Origin of the sequence: Cryobacterium sp. Hz7 (assembly GCF_004402815.1) — a bacterium.
GTDB classification, from domain to species: domain Bacteria; phylum Actinomycetota; class Actinomycetes; order Actinomycetales; family Microbacteriaceae; genus Cryobacterium; species Cryobacterium sandaracinum.
Genome location: NZ_SOFB01000026.1, coordinates 51,842 through 78,389 on the forward strand (window position 1 = coordinate 51,842; position 26,548 = coordinate 78,389).

Here is a 26,548-nt window from a genome sequence, read left to right on the forward strand (position 1 = left end):
GCTTGCGAGCTCGACACCTTCGGTCGAGTGCGACAGGTCTGCGGGCCGAACTCGACCGGAACTGTCGTTCTCCGCGAGTCCGCATGCCTGCGGAGCCTGGCAAGCACGGATGCCCGACGTCGAACCAATTCGACGGAGATTCTGGCGAAAATGCGGCTTTCCGGTGTGTTTGGGATGGATTTTGGCAAAATCTCCGTCGAATTCGTTCGGGGCGCGGTTCAACGAGCCGGAGACACTTTCGGGGGGAGTAGGTTGCCATCACGTGGCACAATCCACGCGGCCACGCGGCCGTAGGGCCGCAGAGCCGTAGGGCCGTAGAGCCGCAGGGCCGTAGATCACCGGGTCGCAGAACTCACAGAGGGGTGGAAGAACAATGCTCGAGAGCAGTGTGGTGTGGTTCAACGAGATCGGACTGGGTGACATTCCGCAGGTCGGCGGCAAGAACGCGTCGCTGGGCGAGATGGTCCGTGCCCTCAGCGACGATGGCGTGACGGTGCCCGACGGATTCGCGACGACGGCGAACGCCTATCGCGCGTTCATCGCGGCGAACGGGATCGAGCCGGCACTGCGGCGCCAGCTCGACCTGTTCCACGACGGCCGCGCCTCGCTGCGCGTCACGGGCGAGGCCCTGCGCGAACTGTTCCTGGGGGGTGAGTTTCCCGCGGACATTGCCGACGGCATCCGTGCCTCGTATCGGGAACTGTCGGAGAAGGCCGGGCATCCGAACCTGCCCGTGGCCGTGCGCAGCAGCGCCACCGCCGAAGACCTGCCCGACGCCAGCTTCGCCGGTCAGCAGGAGACGTTCCTCAACGTGACGGGCGAGCGCGATCTGCTCGACGCCTGCCGCCGCTGCTACGCCTCGCTCTTCACCGACCGGGCGATCAGTTACCGCGAGGTCAAGAAATTCGACCACCTCGAGGTGGCGCTCTCGATCGGCGTGCAACAGATGATCCGAGCCGACGTCGGCGGCTCCGGGGTGATGTTCTCCATCGACACCGACACCGGCTTTCCGGGCGTGGCCGTGATCAGCGCCGCCTGGGGGCTCGGCGAAACGGTGGTGCAGGGCACGGTCAATCCCGACAAATATCTGGTGTTCAAGGCGCTGCTCGACCAGCCCGACTGCACGCCCATCATTGAGAAAACTCTCGGCGAGAAGGCCCGCAAGATGGTCTACGCCAAGGGCGGCAGCGCCCGCACCCGCACCATCGACACCCCCGATCGGGAGCGACAGGCGTTCGTGCTGACCGACGCGGAGATCGTGAAACTGGGCCGTTGGGCCGTGATCGTGGAGAACCACTACGGCCGGCCGATGGACATGGAATGGGCCAAAGACGGCCTGACCCGCGAACTGTTCTTGGTGCAGGCGCGCCCGGAGACCGTGCACTCGCAGGCGAGCGGCACCCGGTTCACGGTGAGTACCCGGACCGAGACGGGGCCGCTGCTGGTGACCGGGGTCGCGATCGGCGACAGCATCGCGAGCGGCGTGGCCTGCGTGATCAAGGACCCCGCCGACATCGAGAAGTTCGTCGACGGCGCCATCCTGGTCACCGAGATGACCGATCCGGACTGGGTGCCGATCATGACCCGCGCGGCCGGCATCGTCACCGACCACGGCGGTCCCACCAGCCACGCCGCGATCGTCAGCCGCGAGCTGGGCGTGCCGGCCGTCGTCGGCACCGGGATCGCCACCGATACGCTCACGGATGGCCAGATGATCACGATCTCCTGCGCCGAGGGCGACGAGGGCTACGTTTTCGAGGGCAAGCTGGCTTTCGAAACCGAGGAGATCGACCTTGGCACCGTGCCGAAAACCCGCACCAAGGTCATGGTCAATATCGCCAGCCCGGCCGCCGCCTTCGAGTGGTGGCGGTTGCCTGCCGACGGCGTGGGGCTGGCCCGGATGGAATTCATCATCAACAACCTGATCAAGATCCACCCGATGGCGCTCGTTCACCCGGAGCGGGTCACCGACCGGGCCGCCATCCGTCAGATCGAGGAGCTCACCCGGGGATATATGGACCCGAAGGAATACTTCGTGCAAACGCTCGCACTCGGTATCGCGAAGCTGACCGCGCCGTATCATCCTGACCCCGTGATCGTGCGGATGAGCGATTTCAAGACCAACGAATATGCGCACCTGATCGGCGGGTCGGTCTTCGAGCACTCGGAGGAGAACCCGATGCTCGGCTTCCGTGGCGCCTCCCGCTACTATGACGAGCGCTACCGGGAGGGCTTCGCACTCGAGTGCCGGGCGATCAAGCAGGTGCGGGAGAAGATCGGCTTCGACAACGTGATCGTGATGGTGCCGTTCTGCCGCACCGTGACCGAGGCCGACCGTGTGCTCGCGGTGATGGCGGAGAACGGGCTGGTGCGCGGCGAGTCCGGGCTACAGATCTACATGATGTGTGAGATTCCGGCCAATGTGATCCTGGCGGAGCGTTTCGCCACCCGGTTCGACGGCTTCTCGATCGGCTCCAACGACCTTACCCAGCTGGTGCTGGGCGTCGACCGCGACGCCGAGGACCTCGCCGCCCTCTTCGACGAACGCGATGACGCCGTGAAGCAGATGATCCGCGAGGCCATTCAGAAGGCCCACGCCGCCGGGATCAAGATCGGCATTTGCGGGCAGGCGCCGAGCAACTACCCCGACTTCGCGGCCTTTCTGGTGGAGGAGGGCATCGACTCCATCTCGCTCAACCCGGACAGCTTCCTCAAAACGGTGGGCCGAATCGCGCAGGCGGAGCGGGACCACGACACGGCGTAGGAGGGATGCGCCGGACTAGGGACACGCCGTCGGAGGGGCGCGGCGGCAGAGGGCGCTTCGTCGCGGGGGAGAGGCGGCAGCAGAAGACGGATGCCGGTGCGTGGCATCCGTCTTCGTGGGACGTGTTCGATGTGGTTAGCGCTCGGCCTCGTCGAAGTCGTCGAGCACGGCCTGCTCGTATGCGGCCTCGGCGGCTTCCGCCTTCTCACGGGCGTCGGCGACGCGCACGCTGATCTCGTGCTCGGATGTGCGCAATCGTGCGGCCGCCCGCGGGCTGGCCGTGTCGAGCAGGTCCTCGAGGGTGTCGGGGTCGAGGTGCACGGCAGCCAGCGCGTCGACTTCGGACCGGGCGACGGCGGCCGTGCTCCGGAGGATGCGCAGCCTCGATTCCTGCGCGAACTTCCGCGAGAGGCGGTCGGTGGCCTCCGCGGGGGTCCGTTCGACGGGAACCATGCTCTGCTCGGACCCGTTTTGGTTGGTGTTGTACCGCTCGGCCCCGCCGCCGCTTTCCGTGTTGCTCATCGTGTCTCCTTTTTTCCGCTGGCAGCCCAGCGCGGCAGGTGTCTGCGGCAAATGGAACCGGCGGGCGGGGCCTGCGGGGTGCGTGTTGGCGTAGGCGGGGCCACTCCCTCGTGACACTCGACCGCACGTGTCGGTTTCGGCGCCGGAGACCCGCTGCTGCGCTGAGAGTCGCCGTTGCTGCCCAGCGTCGCCGGTAGAGCGGCGTCATTGGGCAGAAACGGCGACGCTGGGCGGTTCGCGGACGAGACGGCCGGCCGATTGATCGGAACGCGGCCCGAGGAGACGGCCCGAGGAGACGGCCTGAGCAGACCGCCCGAGGAGACCGCCCATACCGCCCGGCCGCGCCGCCCGCCCAGCGGCTAGCGCCCGCCCGGGGCGGCGCCGGACCAGGCATTCCGCAGCAGCAGAGTCAGGTCGTCGGGGGTGACCGCGCGCGGGTTCGACGCGGGAACGGCCGGCAGGATCAGTGCCACGGCCCGGGCGATGTCCGACTCCTGAAACCCGAAGTCCCGCAGCGCAGTCGGTGCGTGCAGGCTGTCCCGTAGGGCGAGTAACCCTTCGACGGCGGTGCGCGAGCCCAGGGCGGCGGCTATCCGCGCCTCGGCCTCGGTGGCGGCGGGCGCATTGAGGGCGACCACATGTGGCAGCACGATGGCGTGCGTCTGCGCGTGCGGCAGCCCGAAAGTCCCGCCCAGCACGTGACAGATCGTGTGATGCAGGCCCGAACCGGCGCTGGAGAACGCGCTCGCCGACAGATACGCGCCATAGAGGGCATCCTTCCGGGCGGCCAGGGCTCCGTGGATGCCGCCGCCCCCCAGAACCGGATCGCTCCCCGATGTGTCCGAGCCGGCCGCCTCCGCAGTGTGCGGGCCGACCCCGGGAGCCACGGCGATTCGCGGCAGGGCGTGGGCAAGCATCCGGATTCCCTCAGCGGCGAGCAGCGCGCTGACCGGGTTCGCGCCCGGGGCCCAGAAGGCGTCGACGCCGTGGGCGAGGGCGTTTAGCGCGCTGGACACGCTCAGCTCGCGAGGGAGGGACAGCGTGAGGTCGGCGTCGTAGATCACGGTGCCGGGCAGGACCCTCAGATCGAACCCGGTGGTCTTCACCCCGTTTTCGACCAGCCCCCAGACCGCGGTGGCCTCCGAACCGGAATAGGTGGTGGGCACCGCCACGATCGGCAGTCCGCCGGTCCGCTCGCTGCGCAACGCGAGAATCTTGGCCAACCCGATCGCCGACCCGCCGCCGAGGGCAACGATCACGTCGACGCGAGCCGCCTGGGCCGCCCGATGGGCGCGCTCGGCCGACTCCGCCGGAACGTGCTGCACGACCTCATCGAACACCAGCACCGAACGGATGCCGGCGAGCACCGCCGCGGACCGCTCCAGTTCCCGCCGGGTCGCGATCATCATCACGCGCGGGGCGCCGGGGGTGCCGCTGGCACCCAAGGTGCCCGCCGTAGCGATTACTCTCGCCGTGCTGGTGCCGGTGCCGCCGGCCTGCACGGTGCCGCCGGCCTGCACGGTGGCCGGCTGCTCGCCGAGCACCTTGCCGAGCACCTCGCCGAGCAGCTCGCCGGCCCGCCCGGTGCCGAAGAGCACGCGCTGTCGCTGCGTTCGATACTCGAAATCGAGGCCCGGCCCGACGGGCTGCTCCCTCACGGCACGCCTACGCGCGGGTCTGCCTGGGGCGGGCCAGCCAGGCTCGGGCGGCGGCGACATCCGTGGCGGCGATGCCGTGACCTCCGTCGCGCAGCTCGCGGTCGACCTGGGCGCCGCGCCCGATGAGGGTGGCGACGGCCCGGTCGGCGCTCGCGAGCGGGGCCATCAAGTCGGAGCGTCCGTTGAGCATCAGCACCGTCGTGTCGGCGAGGTCCGTGGCGAGCGCGCGATCGTCGAGCGGGAACATGCCGGAAAACGCGACGACCCGGTCGAGAACGTCGGGGTGCAGCAGGGCCGTGGCCAGGGCGATGTTGGCCCCGTTGGAGAAGCCCACGGCGATAATGCGGCGCCCGTCGAGGTCGTAGTGCTGCCGGGCCCGGGCGATGAAACCGGCCAGTTCGCCGGCCCGCAGCACCACGTCCTCGACATCGAACACGCCCTCGGAGAGGCGGCGGAACCAGCGCAGCATGCCGCCCTCGGTGACGCGACCGCGCGGGGCGAGCACGGTCGCGCCGGGGTCGAGCGCGTAGGCAAGGCTGAGGATCTCCTGCTCATCGCCGCCGGTGCCGTGCAGCATCAACAGCACGGGGGCGGAGACATCCGTGGGGTCTGAGCCGGGCGGGCCCGAGTCGCCGGATGCCGTCGGCGAACCCGCCCGGAAAACGTGCACCCAGTCGAGATCGGTCTGTGGAGAGTCGCGTTGCTCGGTCATCGAGGGTCCTACTTCTCCGCGACGAGGGCCGGGTTGTTCTCGCTCGGCAGGGTGATCGGAACGACGGCGCGCTCGATCTGGTCCCGGCTGGGCTCGAGCCACGGCGGCAGCTTGAGCGAGCGGCCCAGTTCCAGCAGTGGCTCGTCGATGTCGAAGCCGGGGGTGTCCGTCGCGATCTCGAACAAGACGCCGCCGGGCTCGCGAAAATAGATCGACGTGAAGTACTGCCGGTCGAGGATCGCCGTCACGCCGTAGCCGCGCGCGACGAGTTCCTGGCGCCACTGCTCCTGCGTGGTCTTGTCCGGCACCCGGAACGCGATGTGGTGCACGCTGCCGCCGGCGGTCAGGCCGACCTGCCCGTTCGGGTCGGCGAGGATGTCCACGATGTTGCCGGGGGCTCCGTCGCCGGCACCCACCCGGATGCGGTCGGTTGTCTCCTCGATCACGTGCATGCCGAGGTCGCGGGTGAGCACCTCGACGGTGCCGGTCGGGTCGGCGACGGTGAGCACCGAGGAATGCTGGCCGCGCACCGCGTACTCGGCGGGCACAGATGCCGAGTCCCACGGATTGCGCGGATCAACCGTCGACGAGGCCACGAGGTCCAGCTGCAGGCCGTCGGGGTCACGCAGGGAGAGGCGTTCCTCGTCGGCGGAGCGGCGCACGAATTCGGATTCGACGCCGAGTTGCCTGAAGTGGCCGGCCCACCAGCCGAGGCTGCCGGCCGGCACCGAGAAAGCGGTGGACGTGGACTGGCCCGAGCCGGGGCGCCCGCTGGAGATGCCCGTCCAGGGGAAGAAGGTGAGCAGCGAACCCGGGCGGCCCGCGTCATCCCCGTAATAGAGGTGGTAGGTGCCGGGGTCGTCGAAGTTGACCGTTTTCTTCACGAGCCGCAGGCCGAGGCCGGTCACGTAGAAGTCGATGTTGCGCTGCGGTGCACCGGCAATCGCGGTGACGTGGTGCAGTCCGGAGGTGTGCGGAGTCACGGGGTCCCTTTCTGGTGGGAAGCTGGTCGGTGTGCTGTTGGCGTCGAGTCTGGCATGCGCTTTCTGAGCTGCGCAGTCCGGCGTGATGCCGACTTCTATGCAAACACATGTTTCTGTGGATTCATTCCCAGGCACGCGCAGCTCCCGCGCGAGGGCGAATGCGCCGCTCGGGCCGCCTCGGGCCGGGCCGACGGGACTACTCTCCCGGGCCGACATCCCAGGAACGCTCCGGCAAGTCCTCGAGCCAGTTCCCGACCGAATCGTCGTTCGCCAGGGAGATGCTGCTCTCAGCGGGACACGCCAGCCCCGGCGCAACTGAGCACGACGCCTCGGAGATCAAATCCCGGCCGTCGACATCCTTCGGCGGTTGTGCACCCGCGTTCCCAAACATCGAACCCCCTCAGTCGGCTTTTCCGGTGCGGTCGCCGGGGTCCGGGGCAACAGTTTGAAGCTACGCTCGCGGAGGATTCGCCGTCAAGCACTTCGAGAAACGGATGCTGCCGCGATTCTGCCGCCGCCCCGTTCCGCCGTCTCCGCGCTGGCGCTGACCCGCGCCCCGGGAACCCGCCCGGAGGCCAACGGAGACCGCAGCCGGGCCAGGGCCTGCAGCTCGATCTGCCGCACCCGGTCGTAGGACACACCGAAGTGCGCTCCGATCTCCCGCCGGGGCTTCGGGATGTCGCCGCCGAGGCCGTACCGCATGCTCAGGACGCTGGCTTCGCGGTCGGGCAGGAGGGAGAGGTGGCAGGCGAGGCGCTCCAGCAGGAGGGTGCGGCCGGCGGCGTCGCACGGGTCGAGCGCCGCGACATCCGCAATGGTGTCGCCGAAGGGCACGTTCTCGAGGCCGCTGCCGAGGTCGGCCCAGACCGGGGCGTCGATCGACCGCGGCTGGCCGGTGCGGTTCCGCAGCGTCAGGATCTGTTGCGTGGTGAGCCCGCTGGCCTGGCCGAGTTCCGCGATGGTGCCGTCGCGGCCGAACTGCTGCCGCAGCCGGTGCTGCACCTGGTTGAGGGCGGTGAGCGCCTCGACCTGGTAGGCCGGGAGACGGATGGTTCGGGCCTGGTCGGCCAGAGCGCGTTGAATGCTCTGGCGGATCCACCAGGTGGCATAGGTCGAGAACTTGAAACCGCGGGTGTGGTCGAAACGCGGGGCCGCCCGGATCAGGCCGAGATTGCCTTCCTGGATCAGGTCGAGGAGGTCGAGCCCGCGGCCGGTAAAGTGCCGGGCCACGGACACCACCAGCCGGAGATTCGCGCAGATCAGGTGATTCATGGCCCGCCCGCCGTCGGCCGCGAGCCAGCGGAGCTCCTCCCCGAGGTCGGCGGCCCCCTCGCCGGAAGCACCCGGCCAAAGCCGTGAGAGTCTCTCCGCTGCGAGCAGCCCGACCTCGATGCGCTGGGCGAGCTCGATCTCATCCGTCTTGGTCAGGAGCGGCACACGGCCGATCTCGTGCAGGTAGGCGCCCACGGAATCGGCGGAGAAGCGGTGACGGGAATGGGAACGGCTCGCGGCGATGGTCATGCCGGTACCGTAGGCGCGGGCCGGGGTCGGGACCTCGGGGCCGACACAGCGTGTGCAGAATCACCGCACGGGTCCGGCTGTGCAGGAACCCCGTGCGCCGACCGACCTCGAACGGGGAGTTTCGCTCGGGGCCCGGATCGACGATGATGAGCGGGCAGAGCCGCATCGAGTGGAGGGACGCGACTATGAGTGATGCAGAGTCAAACGATTCCGGCGAGAACTTTCTGCCCGGCCGCGACGGCGACAGTGGCGGCGGCAGCGGCGGCGACAGCGGTGATAGCGGCGACAGCGGCGGCGTCAGCGAGAGCGAGGTCGACGGCTACGAGGTCTACCACCCACCGGCGGACCGCTTGCTCACCGCCCAGATGTGGTGGATCGCGAGCGAACTGGTGCGGCGGCATCCGCATCTCCGCATCTCCGGGGTGGAGGTCGACGAGGCCGACCGCCTCCTGATCGTGCACGACGAGCAGGACGGCATGAGCGTGCAGTGGGACCTCGAGGGCGGCTGCAAATTCCTGGTCGACGGGGTGGTGCAGAAAATCAGCTGGATCCAGATGCTGGCCGCGCTCAACCCGCACACGATCGTCAAGCGTATCGAGGTGGCGACCGGACTCGGCATCCCGAAGACCACACCGGCCACGTCCGCCCGGGCGCTGACCTACCGGGTGATCGCCAGCGCGCTGGCCACCGCGACCAACGACCGGTACGAGTGGTACGCGGTTCCGGCGCCCATGCTGCATGACGAAGATCCGGAAAACCCCGGATGCGAGTTCTTCCGCGACTTCCCCTCCACCGTTCGGGCGCGGGCCGAGTATGTCGCGATGACCCTCGATGAGTTCGAGGCGGGCGGTCGCAGCGTGTACTTCTACCAGCCGTTCTGGGCGCTGCTGCGCGACCTCGAGCCGATCGCGATCTTCGACTCTGCCGGGGTGGTGCACACGACCTCGGGCGCCACGGCACTGATGCCCCTGTATGAGCGGCTCGACCGCAAGCTCGCGCTCGTGACCGCGCGCGTGCTCGCCGACTACTTCCCCTGAATCGGGCGCGGGCACTCGGGCAGGCGAGCCGGCTGCCGCTGCGGAGAGGGCGAGCGAGCCGGTTAGCGGATGCTGCCGAGCTGGGTCAACTTCGCGTGCAGAGTCGAATCGCTGGGCTCCACCACGTGGGTGCCGTCCGGGAACAGGATCACCGGGATCTGGGTGCGGCCGCTGATCGCGTGGGCACGGTCGGCGCCGTCCCCCACTAGCAGGAGGTCGACGTAGTCGTAGTCGACGTTCAGCGTATCGAGCAGTTTCTTCGAGCGGCGGCAGTCGCCGCACCACTCCGCCCCGAACACGGTCAGGCGTTGGGCGTCGGAAACAGGGGGAGCGGCGAGGTCGGTCATGATCTCATCCTAGGTCGGCACCCTGAGTGCCCCGCGGGTCGGCGTGCGTGCGCCTCGTTTTGGGGCAGAGGGCCATCGTCGATGCCCTCGAGAACCGGGTTTTTGAGGCAGGCCGACTGCTAGGTTCAGTCTGAGCACGAACAGTTGGGGGACTGAACATGCATTCAGACCAGGATGCCGCACAAGACTCAGGGGGACAACCGGCCATCGACCTGCCACGACCAGCAGCGCCTCACGCAGCGCCGGCGCCAGAACAGGCGCCAGAACAGGCGCCAGAACCAGCGCCAGAACCAGCGCCAGAACCAGCGCCAGAACCAGCGCCAGAATCCTCGATCGACGACCTCCTCGCCGACTGCGAGCGATCGAGCGCGAGCGGGAGCCATCTCGACGGTGTCGGGCAGGCCGAGGCGGTGCTGGCCCGGGCCGGCGCGACGCTGCTGCAGCAGGCGCAGGCCCGTGAACTGCTGGCGCTGCATCGGCTGCGACTGGGCGACTATGAGGCATCCGTTCAGCAGGGACTGTTGGCGCTGGAGTTCCTGGACGGCACCGGCGATCTGCTGCGGCAGTCCAAGGTGCACTGCACCCTGGTGCTGGCCTACAGCGACACGGGGCTCTACGAACCGGCGCTGCGCCACGTGCTCGCGGCAGTGGAGACGGCCCGCGGCAGTGGCAGCGCCCTGGCCGAATTCTGGGCGCTCAGCCGTTCGTCGATGGTGCACGAGGGCATGGGCGAGTCCGAAAGGGCGCTCGAACTGGGGCGGCAGGCGCTGGGCCTCACGCGCACGATCGACGACCCCGAGGCGCGGTTCGTGGGTCTCAACAACCTCGGTGACACCTGCCTGATCCAGGCTCAGAGGCAGAGCGCCCAGGGCATGAACGTGGAGATGGGCCTGAAGCAGGCCCTCCTGCTCGTGCGGGAGGCCGTGGCCGTGGCCCACGCCCAACGGCACAACTTCTACGAGAGCATCGCCCGCACCAACCTGGTCAGCATCCTGATCGAACTCGGCGAGCACGAAGAGGCCCGCGAGCAGGCCGGTTGGGCCCGCTGTCTGGCGAAGGCGCACGGGTTCCGCAGTCTCGAGGAGAACAACGACGCGCAGTTGGCCGAGGTGGCCAGGGCTGAGGGTGACCTCGATGGGGCAACCGCGATGATGAACGCCCAGCTGCGGGTCGCCGCCCTCGACGACGATCCGGCTCTGCACATCAAGCTGCAGCAGGCCTTGTTCGAGATGCACAAGGAGTCCGGCCGGTTCGAGCAGGCGCTCGGGCACTTCGAGAAGCTACACGCCCTGATCCTGAAACGCACGACCGAGACGGCCGGCATCCAGTCCCAGATGCTGATCAACACCCTGGGGATCGAGCAGGCCCGCCACGAGGCGGAGCGGTCGCAGCTCGATGCGGCACGGCTGCGCATCCGTGCCGACGATCTGGACCACCAGGCGAACACCGACCCGCTGACCCGACTGCCCAATCGCCGGGCGCTCGACCGCCAGCTGCCGCCCCTGATGGGCCGCTCCCGTGACACCCTGCAACCGATCTGCGTGGCCATGATCGACATGGACCACTTCAAGCGGGTCAACGACGAGCACGGGCACGCCACCGGCGACCAGGTGCTGAACGCCATGGCCACCCTGTTGCGCGCCGTCACCCGGGACAGTGATATGGCCGTGCGCGTGGGCGGCGAGGAGTTCTTGCTCGTTTTCGCGGACACCACCCTGGAGTGTGCCGAGCAGGCGTGCGAGCGTCTGCTGGCCTCCGTTCGCGGCTACCACTGGGGTGCCCTGGCGCCCGATCTGGCCTGCACTGTGAGCGTCGGCCTGGCCGAACTCTCCCCGGGCGAGACCGTGGCGGACTGGCTCGCGCGCGCCGACGCGGCCCTCTACCAGGCCAAGGATTCCGGCCGGGACCAGATGGTTACCGCCGTGGTGCTGTCGGCGGCGTAAAACCCGAGGAGCCCCCCATCCAGAGCGCCGTGCCCGGCCTTGAACCAATTCGACGGAGATTTTGCCGAAAGGGTCGGTTTGAGGCCGAAAACAGGGTTTATGGGCAAAATCTCCGTCGAATTCGTTAAGGGCGGAGGTGCTGCAGGGCCGTGGGCGGGGAAACGAACGACCCCCGATTCACGGCCGGCACTGACCCTCGAATGCGGCGGCGACGGATGCGGCGTTTCGCCCGTAGGCTCGACGTGGGGGTTTGTGCCTCGGGGGGCCCGGAAAACGGGCCAGCCGGAGCCCGACTTCATTGACTGCACGATCGCACGATTGCACGGGGGAAACGCTTGAAACTGACGTCCGCACAACTGGACCGCGCCGCCGGCGTTCTGCTGGGCATGGCCTGTGGCGACGCCCTCGGCGCCGGCTACGAGTTCGGCCCGCCGCTAGCGAGCGACGCCGTGGTCACGATGAGGGGCGGCGGCGGGTTCGACTGGGCTCCCGGAGAGTGGACCGACGACACCTCCATGGCCGTGCCGATCGTCAACGCGATCGCGGCCGGTCACGATCTCCGCGACGAGGCCGTGCTCGACGAGATCGTGGCTGCCTGGGTCGAGTGGGCCCGCACGGCACCGGACGTGGGCAACCAGCTGCGCGCGGTGCTCTCCCGAACCGAGCCCACGGCATCCGCGGTGCGCGTCGTCGCCCGTGCCCATCACGACCGGCACGGCCGCAGCGGCGGCAACGGTTCGCTCATGCGCACGGCGCCCGTGGCGCTCGCCTACCTCGACGACCCGGTGGCGCTCGCCGGCGTCGCCCGCACGATCAGCACGCTCACCCATTATGAAACGGATGCCGGCGACGCCTGCGTGCTCTGGTGCCTGGCCATTCGGCACGCGGTGCTCGAGGGCACCCTCGACGTTCGGGTGGGCCTTGACGCCCTGCCCGCCGAACGCCGCGCGCTCTGGGAGGCGCGCTTCGTCGTGGCCGAGGCCGGCGTTCCCTCCGACTTCAGCCGGAACGGCTGGGTCGTGGAGGCGCTGCAGGCGGCCTGGTCGGCGATCATTCAGCCACGGAGCGCGCCGGGTGGCGCTTCCGGCGCGGGAACCGTCTCCGCCACCCCCGCCGGGCACCTGCAGGACGCCCTCGAGATCGCCGTGCGCGGCGGCCGCGACACCGACACGGTCGCCGCGATCGCCGGCGGGCTGCTCGGGGCGCGCTATGGCGCATCCGCGGTGCCGGCCGCCTGGCGCCGCATCGTGCACGGCTGGCCGGGCGGATTGCGCGCCGACGAACTGGTGCGCCGCGGTGTGCTGGCCGCCCGCGCGAACGGTGGGCGATCCCGATGGTCGAGCGTGTCGGGGTCCCCGGTGCTGGCCGAGCGCCGAGACCGGGCCAGCACCGACCGGAACGAGCCTGGTGCAGCCAAGCGCCGCGACGTGGCCGTACTCGACCGTCGGTCCCGCAAAGACCGTGCCGCCACCACCTGGCCTACCGCCGATCACCTGCCCTACTCCACCTCCGGCGACATTTCCACCTTCGTGCGGCACCCGCACGACGATGGTGTCTGGCTCGGTGCGATCGGCATCCTGGGTGACCTGCCGGTGGAAATCGACGCCGTCGTGTCGCTCTGCCGGGTCGGCCGCACACAGGTTCCCGACCGCATCCGTGCGGAGAACAAGGTTGCGGTCTGGCTGATCGACGAGCCAGCAGAGAAGGCCAACCCCAACCTCGACTTCGTGCTCACGGACACCGTCGATGTCATCGCGGCCCTGCGCGCCGAGGGACGCACCGTGCTCGTGCACTGCGTGCAAGCGGTCAGTCGCACGCCCGCGGTTGGTGCGCTCTACGCTGCGAGACACCGGGGGATCCCGATCGAGCAGGCGCTGCGCGAGGTGACGGATGTCCTGCCGCACGCGCATCCGAACACCGCGTTCCTGCAGGCGCTCAAGTCCGAGGCGTGAGCGATCGGCCTGCAAAAACAAGCCGGTCTCAGGGCCGATGGCCATCCGGGTCGAGGGGAGACGCGGCATCCGGTTGCAGGCCCAGGTCGATGCTCTCTGCGGTCGCATTCGTGAACGGGACCGCGCCCAGCGCCTCCGAGGAGGTGCGCACCGGCCCGACGGTGCGCTGGCGCAACGGGTCACGACGCAGATCCACATAGAGCGACACGCACAGCCCGATGATGATCAGAACGAACGGGGTCGCCGCCAGGATGGTGAACGTCTGCAGGGCACCCAGCCCGCCCACGAACAGCAGAACCGCAGCGACGGCGCCGGTGAGGATCGCCCAGAGGATCACCAGCGGCTTCCAGGGCTCCTTACGACCGCGACTTGACAGCGTCCCGAGCACGAGAGCGCCCGCATCCGCCCCGCTGACGAAGAACACGGCGGTGAGCACCATCACTACGAGAGCCGAGCCGATGAAGAACGGATACTGCTGCAACGCCGCGAAGAAGCCGGCCGCCGCACTGCCGGTGCCGGCGATGTCGACACCGTTCAGCTGCAGGTTCAATCCCATGCCGCCGAAGACGACGAACCACAGGATGCTGACCCCCGTCGGCACCAGAAGCACGCCGAGAATGAACTCACGTATGGTGCGGCCGCGGGAGATCCGGGCGATGAAGGTGCCCACGAACGGGGTCCAGGAGATCCACCACGCCCAGTAGAAGATCGTCCAGCTCGCCAGCCACTCCTCGCCGCCGAACACCGCCGAGTGGAAGCTCATCGGTACGAGATCGGCCAGATAGACGCCGATCGACGACGGCAACAGGTTCAGGATGAAGACAGTCGGGCCGACCACAAAGACGAACACGACGAGTAGGGCCGACAGCACCATGTTGGTGTTACTCAACCACTTGATGCCTTTCGCCACCCCGCTCGCCGCGGAGAACACGACCCCCACGGTCAGCACGCAGATAATGATGATCGGCACGACCGTTCCGGGTTCCTCCTCGAATTGCCCGGAACGAAGCAGTGAGACACCGGCCGCAATCTGCAGTGCGCCCAGCCCGAGCGACGTCGCCGAACCGAACTGGGTGCAGATGATCGCCAGGATGTCGATCGGCTTGCCCCAGCCCTTGCCCTCGATCCGTTCCTTGCCGAACAGGGCCTGGAACGGAGCGCTCATCAGGTTGCCGCGGCCCATCCGGTAGGTGGAGTAGGCCAGGGCCAAGCCGACCACCGAATAGATCGCCCACGGATGCAGACCCCAGTGGAAGAAGGTGTACGCCATGGCCGCGTTGGCAGCCTCCGGGCTGTTCGCCGGTGCGTCGACGAACGGCGGCGGCGTCGCCAGGTGGGTGACCGGCTCGTACACGCCGAAGAACATCAGCCCGATCCCCATGCCTGCACTGAACATCATGGAAACCCAGGAGACTGTCGAGAACTCGGTGCTCTGCCCGTCGCGGGAGAGCGGAATGCTGCCGTACCTACCGAAGGCCAGCACCAACGAGAAGATGACGAAGCCCGACGCCCCGAGAATGAACAACCAGCCGAGGTTGCCGGTTACCCAGCCGAGAACGGATGCCGAAACGTCGCCCACGGTCTCGGTGAACATCACCCCGACCAGACAGATCACCACGATGATGCCGGCGGAAACGCCGAAAACCGTTTTGTCGATGGTGCCCAGGCCCTCTCGGTGCGGTTCACTGACCGCGTCCCCGAGTTCCGACTCGATGCCATCTGCTGAATCCTTGGACATATCGCTCCTCGGTGATCGAACACCCGTCGATCGGACAGTTCCCGTCACGTCACTGCCGCGGGAGGTGCGAGAAGAAAACTGCTTGCGGCTCGCCTAAACGCTACGCGGATGGCGCGGCGATTACTATAGTGTCCGCTATGGCTGACCTCGGAGAATTCGCACCGGCCCAACCGGCCCTCTACACCGGCAAGGGCGATTCCGGCCGCACCACCTTCGGCCGGCACGGCGACGTGGCCAAGACCGACGTGCGTGTCGCCGCCTACGAAGCCTGCGACGAGGCCAACGCGGCCGTCAGCTTGGCCATGGCTGCCGGTGGCCTGCCCATCGAGGTGACCAGTACGCTCGCCAGCGCGCAGAACGACCTGTTCGATTTGGTGGCCGACCTGTCCGTGCCCCTCGACGACCCCGAGCCGGCGCCGGCACGCATCCGCGAGTCGCACCTTGTCCGGCTCGAGCGTGCTGTCGATCACTTTGCGCAGCAGGCCGCCGACCTGAGCGGCTTCGTGCTCCCCGGCGGAACGGTCGCAGCCGCACTGCTCTACCAGGCGCGTGGCGTCGTGCGCCGTGCCGAGCGAGCGGTGTGGGTTGCCATCGACCTGCACCCGACCTCCGTCGACCCGCTCACCGCGCGGTACTTGAACCGGCTGTCGTCCCTGATGTTCGTGCTGGCCCGGGGAGCCAACGCCGAGCACGGCGACGTGATGTGGGTGCCCGAGGCTTCGGCTCGGGCGATGGCGCAGGAAGAGGTCGGCGACGACCGTCCGGAGACGGGTGCCGGCGGCGCCTGACGGTGCTGCTCTCCGAGATCGGCGACGCGGCCTCCCGCGTAACCTCCGACCTGGCCGCAGGCGAGCCGCAAGCGGCAGCACGATGAGCACGAGTACCAGCACCAGCACCAGCACCACCAGTACCAGTACCAGCACCAGTACCAGCAGCAGCAGTACCAGTACCAGTACCAGTACCAGTACCAGTACCAGTACCAGTACCAGTACCAGTACCAGTACCAGTACCAGCGCCAGCGCCATGAATCCCCCGGCGGATGCGTCCGCGGTCGACGGTCAGCGGTGGACGGTCAGCGGTGGACGCTCAGCGGGTGACGGTCAGGAAGACATCGCCGGACTCGAGTTGGGCGCCGGCCGTGACGGCATCCGCCAGCGTGATGTTCTCCGCCTTCTGTTCGAGGATGATCACGGGCACGATCGGGTTGCGCCCGGTGGCCTCGATGGCCGACACGTCCCAGGTGACGATGATGTCGCCGGCAGAGACGTGGTCGCCCTGCTGTGCGCGCAGGGTGAAGCCCTCGCCGTGCAGTTCGACGGTGTCGATACCCAAATGCACAAGCACACCCAGACCGTCGGGGGAGACGATCACGTAGGCGTGCGGGAATACCTTGAGCAGCGTGCCGCTGATCGGGGCGATGGCGTCGACCACGCCGCGGGGCGGGTCGATCGCGGCGCCCGGGCCCACGATGGCCTGGGCGAAGGTGGGGTCGGGCACCTCGGCGAGCGCCACAGCGCGGCCGGGCACAGGGGAAAGGACGATGACTGGGGCGACCACGGAGGCGCTCACGGGTGCGGCCGGGCTCATAGCAGGTCCTCGATGTCCTCGGCCAGGTTGTCGGCTTCGGGGCCCACGACGACCTGCACAATGGTGCCGGAACGGAAGACACCGTGCGCTCCGGCGGCCTTGAGCGCCGCCTCGTTCACGGCCGCGGGGTCGGTCACCTCGGTGCGCAGGCGAGTGATGCACGCCTCGATTTCGACGATGTTGGTTTTTCCGCCGAGGGCGGCCAGGATCTGCGCGGCTTTGCTAGTCATCTTCTGTTCCTTCTGTGGTGGGCACTGCGACGGGCTCATCGACTTTGATTCGATCGAAGGCCCGGGCCGCACTCGGTGTTGACAAGTGGGGTGCCCTGCCTTCATGATCTAACTATTGGATCGTACCAGTACGGACCACTCAGTGGAAGTGGTACTACACCACTCGGGCTCGACGCCGACCGAACCGATCAACAAGTGAAAGGCAACGCCATGAGCCAGACCCAGGAGGAGAGTTCAATGCTCGCAGCCGGGCCGGTGTCCAAGCAAACGCAGCTGCGCTCGATCCTGCAGGATCTGGTCGAGGAGACCCTGGCTCCACACGCCGCGATTCCGCCCGAGCGCAAGCTGATGGCGAAATACGGCGTCAGCCGGTCGACCGTGCGGGAGGCCATCCGTCAGCTGGTCGAGGAGGGTCTGCTCTACCGCATCCAGGGCAAAGGCACCTTCGTGGCGGGCGAGCGCGTGCAGAGCGATCTGCACCTGGCCTCCTTCACCGAGGACATGCGCCGCCGCGGCCTTGTTCCGGCAACACTCCTGCTGGCCACCGCGCTGATCGAGGCACCGCTCGATGTGCGGGCGGCACTCGGTCTGGGCGCGGGCGCCCGGGTGCAGGTCGTCGAACGGCTCCGGCTGGCCGGCGGCACCCCGATGGCCCTCGAACGCGGCTACTATCCGGCGGAGCTGCTGCCGAATCTTGGCGAGCAAGACCTCACCCGCTCCCTGTACGCGACGTTCGCGACCGAATACGGCCTGCGCATCGACAACGCCGAGCAGGCGGTCTGGGCGGATGCTGCCGGTCCCCAACTCGCGGAGACGCTGGGCGTCACCGCGGGGGCGCCGCTCATCGTCTTCCGGCGCACCTCGTCGGCGGGGTCAGCCGCCATCGAGTACGTCACGTCCTGGTACCGCGGTGATCGCTACCAGATTCACATGACCCTGAATCTCCGGCACCAGCTCTGATCTCCGGCCCGGCATGAGACCGGGCCCCACACACCACACCCATCACAGGAGGAATTCATGTCCAGCATCACCGAAGACGCCGGGACGCGACGAAAAATACCGGGCCTGGGCCAGGCTCAGCGAGTCGGCCGCAGCCTTATGTTGCCCATCGCGGCGTTGCCTGCCGCCGGGCTGCTTCTCCGCATCGGTCAGCCTGACCTGCTCGGCGCCATTCCGGGCTTCGAAACGGGCGGAGCCGTCATCGCCTCGGCGGGCGGGGCGCTGTTCGGGGCCCTCCCGTTGCTCTTCGCGGTCGGCGTCGCGATCGGCTTCGCGAAGAAGTCCGACGGCTCGACCGCCCTCGCGGCCGTGGTCGGCTATCTCGTCTTCTCCAAGGTCGGTGAGGCGATGTCGCCTCTCGTACTGGGGCTGCCGGCCAAGGGTGACCCCCAGGTTCTCGTCGATTACAGCGTGCTCGGCGGCATCCTGATGGGTATCGTCTCTGCGGTGCTCTGGCAGAAATATCACCGCATCTCCTTGCCCAGCTACCTCGCCTTTTTCGGTGGTCGACGCTTCGTCCCGATCATCACCGCCGTGGTGGCGCTCGCACTCGGTGTTCTGCTCAGCTTCGTCTACCCGGCCTTCGCCGGCGGATTGACTGCCTTCGGCGATGTCGTCACCTCCAACGACATCTGGGGCGGCTTCCTGTACGGCACCACCAACCGGCTGCTCATCCCCGTGGGGCTGCACCACATCCTCAACTCCGTGGTGTGGTTTGTGATCGGCGACTACAACGGCGCCAGCGGCGATATCGCGCGGTTCTTCGCCGGCGACCCCACCGCCGGAACCTTCATGACCGGGTTCTTCCCGATCATGATGTTCGCCCTGCCCGCTGGAGCCCTGGCCATCTGGCATGAGGCGAAGCCGACCCAAAAGAAAATCGTCGGTGGCATCATGCTCTCCGGTGCCCTCACCGCCATGCTCACCGGCGTCACCGAGCCCCTGGAGTTCTCGTTCATGTTCGTGGCGTTCCCCCTCTTCGTCATCCACGCCTTCCTCACCGGAACGTCGATGGCCCTGGTGAACGCACTGGGTATCCGCGACGGTTTCAGCTTCAGCGCGGGTCTGTTCGATTACGTGCTCAACTTCGGCCTCGCCGAGAAGCCGCTTCTGCTCATCCCGATCGGATTGGCGTATGGCGCGATCTACTACTTTTTGTTCCGCTTCGTGATCCGCAAGTGGAATCTGAAGACCCCCGGCCGCGGCGACGACGAGGTGCCCGACGCCAGTGCGCCGGACTCCGCCTCCTCGACGTCGGTCTAGTCCACACAATCCAGAATCTGGAGTACGAAAAATGGCTGAAGTAGTTTTTGTTGACAGTAAGGCCGCGGCGGGAACGCTCGCGGCGGCATCCATTCGCGCACTGATCACCCAGAAGCCCGACGCGGTGTTGGGCCTGGCCACCGGCTCGACCCCGCTCTCGGTCTATGCGGCGCTCGCCGCCTCCCTGGCGGAGAACCCGATGGACGTCTCCCGGGTGCGCGGCTTCGCACTGGACGAATACGTCGGCCTGCCCGCCGACCACCCGGAAAGCTACCGCTCCGTGATCACCCGCGACGCCGTCGTGCCGATCGGCCTCACCCCCGAGAACATCCAGGTGCCGAACGGCGATCTGGCCACGATCGAGACCGCGGGCGTCGACTACGAGGCAGCCATTCGCGCCGCCGGCGGCATCGACGTGCAGATTCTCGGCATCGGCCGCACCGGGCACGTCGGGTTCAACGAGCCTGGGTCGTCGTTCGCGTCGATCACGCGAATCAAGACCCTCGCCGAGAAGACCCGCGTCGACAACGCGCGGTTCTTCGCATCCCCCGACGACGTGCCGATCCACTGCATGACGCAGGGTCTGGGCACCATTCTGCGGGCTCGGCACCTCATTCTGCTGGCCTTCGGCGAGGAGAAAGCGGATGCCATCGCCGCCGCCGTCGAGGGACCGATCACGTCGAGCAAGCCGGGATCCGTCATCCAGCTGCACCCGCATGTGACGGTCATCGTCGACGAGGCCGCCGCCTCCCGGCTCGAGAACCTCGCCTACTACAAGTACGCCTGGGCCAACAAGCACGCCTGGCAGGGGATCTGACGCAGCACTCCCTGACTCGACCCTGACCCCCGTTCCCTGCAACTCGCTGACTCCTGGAGACACCCTCATGACCCCGCCCGCACCCATCCAGGTCGACTCGATGCTCCTCGCTGCCCGGGCCGTGATCGCACCCGATGCGGTGCACACGCCGGGGTGGGTAGACATCCGTGCGGGGCTGATCGTGGCCTGCGGCGCGGGGGAGCCGCCCCGCCCTCCCGACCAGGTCTTCGAGCAGAGCACCCTGGCGCCCGGCTACGTCGACATCCACACGCACGGCGGCGGCGGCAGCAGCTTCAACGACGCCGACACCGACGCAGCCGTGGCGCGGATCACCGCGACCCACCGGGCCCACGGCACGACCACGATGATGGCCAGTCTCGTCACCGGTCCCCTCGACGAAGTCGAGCGCACCGTGGCAGCCCTGGCCGGGCTGGTCGAACGGGGAGTGCTGGCCGGCATTCACCTGGAGGGCCCGTGGCTGAGTCCGGCTCACCGCGGGGCCCACGACGAGAGCTTGTTGCGCGAGCCTGATACTGAGACCGTCGACCGGTTGATGCGGGCGGGGCGAGGCACCGTGCGCATGGTCACCATCGCGCCTGAACTTAAGGGTGGGCTAGCGGCCGTGACGCAGATCGCGGGCCACGGGGCCGTGGCCGCGATCGGGCACACCGACGCGAACTACGACCTGACGCGGCAGGCGATCGCGGCGGGGGCCACGGCCGGCACGCACGTATTCAACGCGATGCGGCAGATTCACCAGCGTGAGCCCGGCCCGGCTCTCGCCCTTCTTGAAGACCCGAACGTCTTCGCCGAGCTCATCGCCGACGGCGTGCACCTGCACCCGGCCGTCGTGCGGTTCATCATCGAAAGCCCGTCGCGGCCCGTCTTCGTCACGGATGCCATGGCCGCCGCCGGCGCGGACGACGGCGCCTACAAGCTCGGTGGCCTCGACGTGAGCGTCGCTGACGGCGTGGCGCGCCTGGCCGACGGCACGATCGCCGGCAGCGTGCTCACCCTGAGCGAAGCCGTGCGCTACGCCGTGCACACCGCCGGAGTGCCGCTGGCCGTTGCGGTGCGGGCGGCCACCCAGAACCCGGCCGACATGATCGGCCTCCTCGACCGCGGTCGGCTCGCCGCCGGCCTTCGCGCCGACCTGATCGTGCTCGACGCGGGCCTATGCGTCACGGCGACGATGCAGGCCGGGGTGTGGTGCGCGGAGTAGCACCCGCTCCCCTCCAGTGCCCCGCCCGCTCCCGCCCGCCCTCCCCCGTCCGGGTCCCACCCGCTCCCGTCCTCGTCCGGGTCCCGTCCGCTCCCGTCCGGGTCCCGTCCGGGTCCCGTCCGCTCCCGTCCGCTCCCGTCCGGGTCCCGTCCGCTCCCGTCCGCTCCCGTCCGCTCCCGTCCGCTCCCGTCCGCTCCCGTCCGCTCCCGTCCGCTCCCGTCCGGGTCCCGTCCGCTCCCGTCCGCTCCCGTCCGCTCCCGCTGCCGTTCCTTCGCCAAGCCCCGAACGAATTCGACGGAGATTCTCATGAAAAAGTGCCTGGGAGGCCCATTTTCGTTCGTTTCAGGCAAAATCTCCGTCGAATTGGTTCGCGCAGGCTGAACAGAGGGTTCCTGAGCGGAGGGCTCCTGAACAAAGGTTCACTGAGCGCGGATGTCCCGCGCCACCACATCCCACTTCGGCTGACTTCGCCCGCGCGGTGGCGCTCGGCCTCGGTTGGGGGCTGCTGCCCGAGCAACAATGCCTCACCGAGCTCGGCGACGGCCAGCTCGTGGAACTGGCACCCGGGCACCCGATCGACGTGGTGCTCTACGGGCAGCGCTGGCACATTGTCTTCCGGCTGCTGGGCGAGGTGACGGATGCCGTGGGCAGGGTCGCAGCGGCCAGTCTGCACCCGTCGGGTCCCGCGCGGACCCGGGCAGTATTGAGCATGTGCGGCGGTCAAACCTGGGGGAGGTGGGAAGCTCGCGGTCAGTCTCTCGCCCACACCTCGACTTCGCTGATTGAGGTGTCTGCCGCCCGGTCGCCGCCCACGCCGCCCACCGCGATGGCGATCGTGAGCACGATCTCTGTGGTGCTGCCCTTCGGGATTGCCAGGCTTTGATACGCGGCATAGTCGGCGACCGGCTTCTGACGAAGCATGGAGGGTTGGATGCCCTGGTCGGTCTTCACGGTGAACTGCCTCACCCGGGCATTGCGGAGGAACAAGGCCTCCGACTTCGCATAGCCATTGATCACGCAGACGAGCTGCACATCGGGTGTGCCAGGCAGAGTCAGAGTTAGCGTCTCGTTCTTGCCTAGACCGTCAACGCCCTCCACCCACGACGTGCCGAGATCCCCATCGATCGCCAAAGCGGCTGGATGCTCGACAATAATGGGGTCGGATTCCGTCAGGGCACTGGAACTCTCGGCGCCGACCCCTGACACCAGGTGCAGCCCGCGGGGATCATCGCAGTCGGCCTCGGCGAGCGCGCTCTTGAAGAGCGGAGTGAGCGCAAGGAGCAGCAGGGACGTGGCGACAGCCGTAAGGATGCCGATTAGCAGCCCACCCACAACGCCCGGCCAGCGGCTTTGCGGCGGTTGCACGACGCCGACCCACATCCTCGGTTCGTTGGCGTTTCCGCGAGAAGCCATCTCCGCTCCAGTTCACTTCGTGTGACACCGGTATTGACGATTCCAGGAAGTCCAGAACACGCGGGATCGCATGTGTCAGGACGAATGCAATGCTTTGGCCGGAGCCTACGCGCAGGAGCATCGCTTCGGTCGGAAGCCTCGAGGGGTGTCGCCAAGCCGCTTCTGGTCGGCAAACGGATTGCCGAATGGCCACCACGGCTGCCCCTCGGCCCTCACCGCACACCCCCGACTACTCCTCCACAAAACCACTTTGACCAGCTCATTCACACTCCTGTGCCACGGCCGTCGAATGTCAGTGGCACCCCGTAACGTGACTGCTATGACCACCTCAGTCAGCACCTCGCAGGCCCAGCTCGGCTCGCGTTTCGACGCGATAGCCGCCGTCGACCGCAGCCTCGCGCGGGGCTTCGCGCAGCGGGCCGACCTGATCGATGACGCCCGCAGGTTCAGCGAAGCCACGGCCGCGAGCGCTCCCCGCAACACGAGCTCCCGGTGGGACCCCGACGAGATCGCCCGGCGCGAATTCTCGAGCGAACTGGCCTGCACCTTGCGCATCCCCGCACCCACCGCCGAGGGTCTGATCGCCGAGTCCCGGGCCCTGGCCGAAGACCTCCCCGGCACCCGGGCGGCGCTGCAAGCCGGCGAGATCAGCTACCGGCACGCCCAGGTGATCATCGGGCAGGCCCTCTCGGTGCCCGCCGCGGCCCTGTCCGATTTCGAGGAGGCGCTGCTGCCGGCCGCGCGCGCTCTGACGGCGGCCAAGCTCAAGCACAAGGCCCGCGTGCTCCGCGAGCGCCTGCACCCGGAGTCCATCACCGCCCGGCGGGAGAAGTCCTTCGCGGAACGCACCTCCTGGGTGCAGGCGGAGCCCGACGGAATGGCGACGCTGAGCCTGACCACGAGCGCCGACGTCGTGCACGCCATCTTCGCCCGGGCGAACGATGCCGCGCGCAGCCTGCAGGGGCCGGGGGAGCCGCGTTCCCTCACCCAGGTGCGCACCGACGTGATGACCGATCTGCTGATCGACGGGGTGACTCCGTCGGGAATCGGCACGGGCATTCGTGCCACGGTCCAGATCACGGTCCCGGTGATGACCCTCCTCGGCCACAGCGAAGAACCCGGCTACCTCGAGGGCTACGGGCCGATTGACCCCGACACGGCCCGCGACCTGGCCTCGCGAGCACCGAGCTTCACGCGCATCCTGGTTCATCCCGAAACCGGGGTCGTGCTCTCGGTCGGCCGCACACGCTACAAGGTGACGAAAGAGCTCCGGCGGTTTCTCCGCCTGCGCGACGAAACCTGCCGCTTCGCCGGTTGCAACCAGCCCGCGCGCGGCGCCGATCTCGACCATACCCATGAATGGCAAGACCTTGGCCACACCGCCCACGACAACCTTGCCCATCTCTGTCCGGGCTGCCATGCGTTGAAGACGGAGACCGGGTGGACGGTGAAACAAGAGCAAGGCGGCATCCTCACCTGGCACTCACCGACCGGACGCCCATTCGTGACGGAACCGGCCACCCCGATCGCCACTCCGGGTGCACCCGCGGGTGCGTCTCGGGCCGGCGCCGGGCCGCCGAGACCCGCCCGGCCACCGCTGCCCGATGAGGCCCCGTTCTGACCGGCACCGTTTCGATGCAAACGGATGCCCGACCGCCACTACCAGGTGTCTGGACTACCGCTACCTTCAAGCGCTACTCGCCACAGGGCTTGCCCGGGATTGACGAAGGCGCGTCGTGGCAACTCGATGGTTTGCTCGCGACCGTGGGAGAGCGCGTACGTTTCCGGCAGTGACCGTCTGCGTCGTTTTAGCCGCATCGAACCTGGTCGACCAGCCGCTGCAGCGAAACCTGCAACGGCGCGAACCCCTCCGGCTTGCGAGTCACCGTGGCCTCATCCATGTAGACGTCCCGGCGAATCTCGAGCATCACCGAACTCACCCGCGCATCGCTGCGGTAGTGCTTGAGCGGCACGTACGAGCCCGCGAACGGCGCATTGGCGTGCGCGTCGAGGTCAGGGAAGCATCCGCCAACCGTGGCCAGAAGGTCGACGGAGGCGTGGAACGGCTCCGACCCGACGCAGAGCGGTGCCCGGTAGCCGCCGCCGTGCAGCTCATCCGACAGCAGGGCCTCCGGGTAGGAATGAACGTCGAAGATCACGGCTCGCCCGTGCACGGCCAGTGTCGCGTCGACGAGTTGGGTGAACCGGGCCGAGTAGGTGGTGACGTAATCCATCAGGAGCTTCTCGTCGTCGACGGACACCCGCCGGATCTCCTGGCTCCGGGAGCCGTGGGTGTAGAGCACGCCCATGCCGACCGCGTTCATCTCTTCGGTGTCGTCGGGGAACCGCTCCACGTCGACCGCAAACCGGGAGAGCCCGCTGATGACCGCGCTCGCGCCGGTGATAGCCGCCACGAGTTCGTCGGTGAAGTGGTCGGTCATGATGTCTTTCTCCGCCTCCAACTCGGCCGGTGAGATAACGTAGGAGTGCAGGTGCTCCGCCGGGATCGCACGCCCGCCGTGCGGTGCGTGCAGGATCACGGGTGACGTCGCCGAGTTGTCGATCAGGCGGAACAGCGCGGTTTCGGTGTGGGTGGTCATCGGGTGCCTCCAGGCCGTGGCGCTCCCGGTCGGAAGGAGTTCAGGATCTCAGGGGCCACCGACATTCGGTCACTGATGCTCCGTGGCCCCTGCTCTAGGGTGAAAGGAATGCATCACAGGAGACGTTCCGAGCAGAGACAAACTCCTGTTCTGGGCCTACCTTGGCGCGCAAGCGGGGTCATCTCGGGCTGCGACTGGAGCAACGAACAGAACGAGGGGGCCGCATGACTCGTGCGAAATGGCAACTGGAATCAGCCGATGAGTTCCGGAACGGACCCCAGGCCAAGGTGGTCGACTTCTGGCGTTTCGGGATGGGAGATGCGCGAACGAACAATCTGCGCGGCTACCTGGCCGAGTACGTGGTTGGCCTCGCCGTAGACGCAATTCCCTCGAGTCGAGTCGAGTCGAGTTGGACGCGTACGACGTGCTGGCGCTCAGCGGAACCCGCATCGAGGTCAAGACCTCAGGCCTTGTTCAGGCCTGGAATAAGTCTGCTCCGCGTTCTCAAACAAAACCGCGTTGGAAAGTGCGAAAGGGAAACGCCCACACTGACATTGGTGGGAAGCCGAAGCGACTTCACGCCGATGTGTACGTCTTTGCCTTGGTTACGTCGACCTGTTTGGCCGATTACGACCCGCTCGACCTCGATAAGTGGGAGTTCCGGGTGGAGAGCCGCTGGCAGATCGACGAGTTTGATCGGTCCACATTCACGCCGAGCAATTTGACCGTCGATGGAAGTCAACCGGTTCGTTGGGCCGGACTCAAGGATGCCATAGCCGCGGCTGGGCCCCAGTCCGTGACCGACGAGATGTCGCTATTCGTTGCCATCAAGTTGGCCACGGAGCGCTTCGGAGAGCGTAGCCAGGCTGGAATTGGGTCTTAGCACATGGAATCAAAGCATTTCTGGCAACCGCGCGCGCTTCTGAAGGAGTTGGAATCAGCAGGAGATTGGCCGCGTCTTGCGACAGTTTTCCTGACGCTCGAGTAGTCATCGATTCTGTAAGGGCGGCCCTCCCGTTCTGGGGCTGTAGTCAGCGTTCCCCGCCCGCTAGATTCGGCCCAGGGAATCGGGGGATCCATGAGTATTGAGGCGCCATCGATGAGGCAGCCTTCCACGCTCACCCGATTAAACAGTGACGTAAAGGCGCCGTGGCATTCAGGACGACGGGTTGTTGAGACCGCTCTCGTTTTGTGCCTGATCCTCCCTCTTTCGGCGTGCTCAGGTTCGCGTCCGAATATA

Annotated in this window: 23 protein-coding genes; 11 read left to right on the top strand and 12 right to left on the bottom strand. The window is 67.8% G+C overall.

Translation table 11 applies throughout. The features are described 5' to 3' along the window. Window positions 1-373 precede the first annotated feature (373 nt). Entirely contained in the window at window positions 374-2,764 is a 2,391-nt protein-coding gene (gene ppsA / locus E3N86_RS06190) for a phosphoenolpyruvate synthase (protein ID WP_134511570.1), read from the top strand. Between the two features lie 135 nt (window positions 2,765-2,899). On the opposite strand, the gene E3N86_RS06195 is transcribed toward ppsA, so the two are convergent. The 5 genes from E3N86_RS06195 to E3N86_RS06215 form a co-directional block, all read right to left on the bottom strand. Continuing rightward, window positions 2,900-3,286: a hypothetical protein gene (locus E3N86_RS06195; RefSeq protein WP_134373997.1), complete on the bottom strand. Its 387-nt coding sequence runs from the start codon at window positions 3,284-3,286 to the stop codon at window positions 2,900-2,902. 359 nt (window positions 3,287-3,645) lie between these two features. Next, the gene (locus E3N86_RS06200; protein WP_241985963.1) at window positions 3,646-4,944 is read right to left on the bottom strand and encodes a maleylacetate reductase; all 1,299 of its coding nucleotides are present in this window, start codon (window positions 4,942-4,944) and stop codon (window positions 3,646-3,648) included. Between the two features lie 7 nt (window positions 4,945-4,951). Continuing rightward, entirely contained in the window at window positions 4,952-5,656 is a 705-nt protein-coding gene (locus E3N86_RS06205; RefSeq protein WP_134511571.1) for an alpha/beta hydrolase, read from the bottom strand. Between the two features lie 8 nt (window positions 5,657-5,664). Further along, on the bottom strand, window positions 5,665-6,639 hold the full coding sequence (locus tag E3N86_RS06210; protein WP_104099468.1) for a ring-cleaving dioxygenase: 975 nt from the start codon (window positions 6,637-6,639) through the stop codon (window positions 5,665-5,667). A 474-nt stretch (window positions 6,640-7,113) separates the two neighbouring features. Then, window positions 7,114-8,160: a sigma-70 family RNA polymerase sigma factor gene (locus tag E3N86_RS06215; RefSeq protein WP_134511572.1), complete on the bottom strand. Its 1,047-nt coding sequence runs from the start codon at window positions 8,158-8,160 to the stop codon at window positions 7,114-7,116. A gap of 185 nt (window positions 8,161-8,345) precedes the next feature. On the opposite strand from E3N86_RS06215, the gene E3N86_RS06220 reads away from it, so the two are divergent. Then, window positions 8,346-9,197, top strand: a complete 852-nt coding sequence (locus tag E3N86_RS06220; RefSeq protein ID WP_134511573.1) for a hypothetical protein — start codon at window positions 8,346-8,348, stop codon at window positions 9,195-9,197. 62 nt (window positions 9,198-9,259) lie between these two features. Here the strand turns inward: E3N86_RS06220 and E3N86_RS06225 are convergent, their stop codons facing one another. Further along, entirely contained in the window at window positions 9,260-9,544 is a 285-nt protein-coding gene (locus E3N86_RS06225; protein ID WP_134374113.1) for a glutaredoxin family protein, read from the bottom strand. Between the two features lie 188 nt (window positions 9,545-9,732). Then, entirely contained in the window at window positions 9,733-9,927 is a 195-nt protein-coding gene (locus E3N86_RS06230; protein ID WP_134511574.1) for a hypothetical protein, read from the bottom strand. Window positions 9,928-9,954: 27 nt separating this feature from the next. On the opposite strand from E3N86_RS06230, the gene E3N86_RS06235 reads away from it, so the two are divergent. Both E3N86_RS06235 and E3N86_RS17325 read left to right on the top strand, forming a co-directional pair. After that, window positions 9,955-11,487 (top strand): GGDEF domain-containing protein, encoded by a 1,533-nt coding sequence (locus tag E3N86_RS06235; RefSeq protein WP_134374111.1) that lies wholly within the window; start codon window positions 9,955-9,957, stop codon window positions 11,485-11,487. Between the two features lie 335 nt (window positions 11,488-11,822). Continuing rightward, entirely contained in the window at window positions 11,823-13,439 is a 1,617-nt protein-coding gene (locus E3N86_RS17325; RefSeq protein WP_241980798.1) for an ADP-ribosylglycohydrolase family protein, read from the top strand. A gap of 28 nt (window positions 13,440-13,467) precedes the next feature. On the opposite strand, the gene E3N86_RS06245 is transcribed toward E3N86_RS17325, so the two are convergent. After that, window positions 13,468-15,177: a BCCT family transporter gene (locus tag E3N86_RS06245; protein WP_134374109.1), complete on the bottom strand. Its 1,710-nt coding sequence runs from the start codon at window positions 15,175-15,177 to the stop codon at window positions 13,468-13,470. Between the two features lie 137 nt (window positions 15,178-15,314). Between E3N86_RS06245 and E3N86_RS06250 the strand changes: the two genes are divergently transcribed. Beyond that, the gene (locus E3N86_RS06250) at window positions 15,315-15,965 is read left to right on the top strand and encodes a cob(I)yrinic acid a,c-diamide adenosyltransferase (RefSeq protein WP_134511575.1); all 651 of its coding nucleotides are present in this window, start codon (window positions 15,315-15,317) and stop codon (window positions 15,963-15,965) included. 298 nt (window positions 15,966-16,263) lie between these two features. On the opposite strand, the gene E3N86_RS06255 is transcribed toward E3N86_RS06250, so the two are convergent. Beyond that, window positions 16,264-16,764 (bottom strand): PTS glucose transporter subunit IIA, encoded by a 501-nt coding sequence (locus E3N86_RS06255; protein WP_104099477.1) that lies wholly within the window; start codon window positions 16,762-16,764, stop codon window positions 16,264-16,266. Next, a complete protein-coding gene (locus tag E3N86_RS06260; protein ID WP_255408595.1) occupies window positions 16,761-17,033 on the bottom strand; it encodes a glucose PTS transporter subunit EIIB in 273 nt (90 codons plus the stop codon). The genes E3N86_RS06255 and E3N86_RS06260 overlap by 4 nt, the downstream gene beginning before the upstream one ends. A 171-nt stretch (window positions 17,034-17,204) precedes the next feature. Between E3N86_RS06260 and E3N86_RS17710 the strand changes: the two genes are divergently transcribed. The 4 genes from E3N86_RS17710 to nagA all read left to right on the top strand — a co-directional run bounded on the left by E3N86_RS17710 (window position 17,205) and on the right by nagA (window position 21,295). Continuing rightward, entirely contained in the window at window positions 17,205-17,954 is a 750-nt protein-coding gene (locus tag E3N86_RS17710) for a GntR family transcriptional regulator (RefSeq protein ID WP_134374105.1), read from the top strand. A gap of 57 nt (window positions 17,955-18,011) precedes the next feature. Next, window positions 18,012-19,256 (top strand): PTS transporter subunit EIIC, encoded by a 1,245-nt coding sequence (locus tag E3N86_RS06270; protein WP_104099479.1) that lies wholly within the window; start codon window positions 18,012-18,014, stop codon window positions 19,254-19,256. Window positions 19,257-19,287: 31 nt separating this feature from the next. Further along, on the top strand, window positions 19,288-20,073 hold the full coding sequence (gene nagB / locus E3N86_RS06275) for a glucosamine-6-phosphate deaminase (protein WP_104099480.1): 786 nt from the start codon (window positions 19,288-19,290) through the stop codon (window positions 20,071-20,073). A gap of 67 nt (window positions 20,074-20,140) precedes the next feature. Beyond that, on the top strand, window positions 20,141-21,295 hold the full coding sequence (gene nagA / locus E3N86_RS06280) for an N-acetylglucosamine-6-phosphate deacetylase (RefSeq protein ID WP_241980797.1): 1,155 nt from the start codon (window positions 20,141-20,143) through the stop codon (window positions 21,293-21,295). A gap of 750 nt (window positions 21,296-22,045) precedes the next feature. Here nagA and E3N86_RS06285 read toward each other — a convergent pair. After that, on the bottom strand, window positions 22,046-22,708 hold the full coding sequence (locus tag E3N86_RS06285; protein WP_134342784.1) for a hypothetical protein: 663 nt from the start codon (window positions 22,706-22,708) through the stop codon (window positions 22,046-22,048). 319 nt (window positions 22,709-23,027) lie between these two features. Here E3N86_RS06285 and E3N86_RS06290 point away from each other — a divergent pair, with 319 nt between their 5' ends. Further along, window positions 23,028-24,329, top strand: a complete 1,302-nt coding sequence (locus E3N86_RS06290) for an HNH endonuclease signature motif containing protein (protein WP_166785033.1) — start codon at window positions 23,028-23,030, stop codon at window positions 24,327-24,329. A 187-nt stretch (window positions 24,330-24,516) separates the two neighbouring features. Here the strand turns inward: E3N86_RS06290 and E3N86_RS06295 are convergent, their stop codons facing one another. Beyond that, a complete protein-coding gene (locus E3N86_RS06295) occupies window positions 24,517-25,308 on the bottom strand; it encodes an N-formylglutamate amidohydrolase (protein WP_134511577.1) in 792 nt (263 codons plus the stop codon). 409 nt (window positions 25,309-25,717) lie between these two features. On the opposite strand from E3N86_RS06295, the gene E3N86_RS06300 reads away from it, so the two are divergent. Beyond that, complete coding sequence (locus E3N86_RS06300) at window positions 25,718-26,191, top strand: hypothetical protein (protein WP_134511578.1); 474 nt, start codon at window positions 25,718-25,720, stop codon at window positions 26,189-26,191. The last annotated feature ends 357 nt before the right edge of the window (window positions 26,192-26,548 follow it).

Bases quoted from the DNA above. Each gene is read 5' to 3' on its own strand.
- E3N86_RS06285 (WP_134342784.1), bottom strand. From the start codon at position 22,708: ATGGCTTCTCGCGGAAACGCCAACGAACCGAGGATGTGGGTCGGCGTC.
- E3N86_RS06215 (WP_134511572.1), bottom strand. From the start codon at position 8,160: ATGACCATCGCCGCGAGCCGTTCCCATTCCCGTCACCGCTTCTCCGCC.
- E3N86_RS06260 (WP_255408595.1), bottom strand. From the start codon at position 17,033: ATGAGCCCGTCGCAGTGCCCACCACAGAAGGAACAGAAGATGACTAGC.
- E3N86_RS06295 (WP_134511577.1), bottom strand. From the start codon at position 25,308: ATGACCACCCACACCGAAACCGCGCTGTTCCGCCTGATCGACAACTCG.
- E3N86_RS06205 (WP_134511571.1), bottom strand. From the start codon at position 5,656: ATGACCGAGCAACGCGACTCTCCACAGACCGATCTCGACTGGGTGCAC.
- E3N86_RS06255 (WP_104099477.1), bottom strand. From the start codon at position 16,764: ATGAGCCCGGCCGCACCCGTGAGCGCCTCCGTGGTCGCCCCAGTCATC.
- nagA (WP_241980797.1), top strand. From the start codon at position 20,141: ATGACCCCGCCCGCACCCATCCAGGTCGACTCGATGCTCCTCGCTGCC.
- ppsA (WP_134511570.1), top strand. From the start codon at position 374: ATGCTCGAGAGCAGTGTGGTGTGGTTCAACGAGATCGGACTGGGTGAC.
- E3N86_RS06250 (WP_134511575.1), top strand. From the start codon at position 15,315: ATGGCTGACCTCGGAGAATTCGCACCGGCCCAACCGGCCCTCTACACC.
- E3N86_RS06195 (WP_134373997.1), bottom strand. From the start codon at position 3,286: ATGAGCAACACGGAAAGCGGCGGCGGGGCCGAGCGGTACAACACCAAC.
- E3N86_RS06270 (WP_104099479.1), top strand. From the start codon at position 18,012: ATGTCCAGCATCACCGAAGACGCCGGGACGCGACGAAAAATACCGGGC.
- nagB (WP_104099480.1), top strand. From the start codon at position 19,288: ATGGCTGAAGTAGTTTTTGTTGACAGTAAGGCCGCGGCGGGAACGCTC.
- E3N86_RS06220 (WP_134511573.1), top strand. From the start codon at position 8,346: ATGAGTGATGCAGAGTCAAACGATTCCGGCGAGAACTTTCTGCCCGGC.
- E3N86_RS17710 (WP_134374105.1), top strand. From the start codon at position 17,205: ATGAGCCAGACCCAGGAGGAGAGTTCAATGCTCGCAGCCGGGCCGGTG.
- E3N86_RS06230 (WP_134511574.1), bottom strand. From the start codon at position 9,927: ATGGCTCCCGCTCGCGCTCGATCGCTCGCAGTCGGCGAGGAGGTCGTC.
- E3N86_RS06290 (WP_166785033.1), top strand. From the start codon at position 23,028: ATGACCACCTCAGTCAGCACCTCGCAGGCCCAGCTCGGCTCGCGTTTC.
- E3N86_RS06245 (WP_134374109.1), bottom strand. From the start codon at position 15,177: ATGTCCAAGGATTCAGCAGATGGCATCGAGTCGGAACTCGGGGACGCG.
- E3N86_RS06225 (WP_134374113.1), bottom strand. From the start codon at position 9,544: ATGACCGACCTCGCCGCTCCCCCTGTTTCCGACGCCCAACGCCTGACC.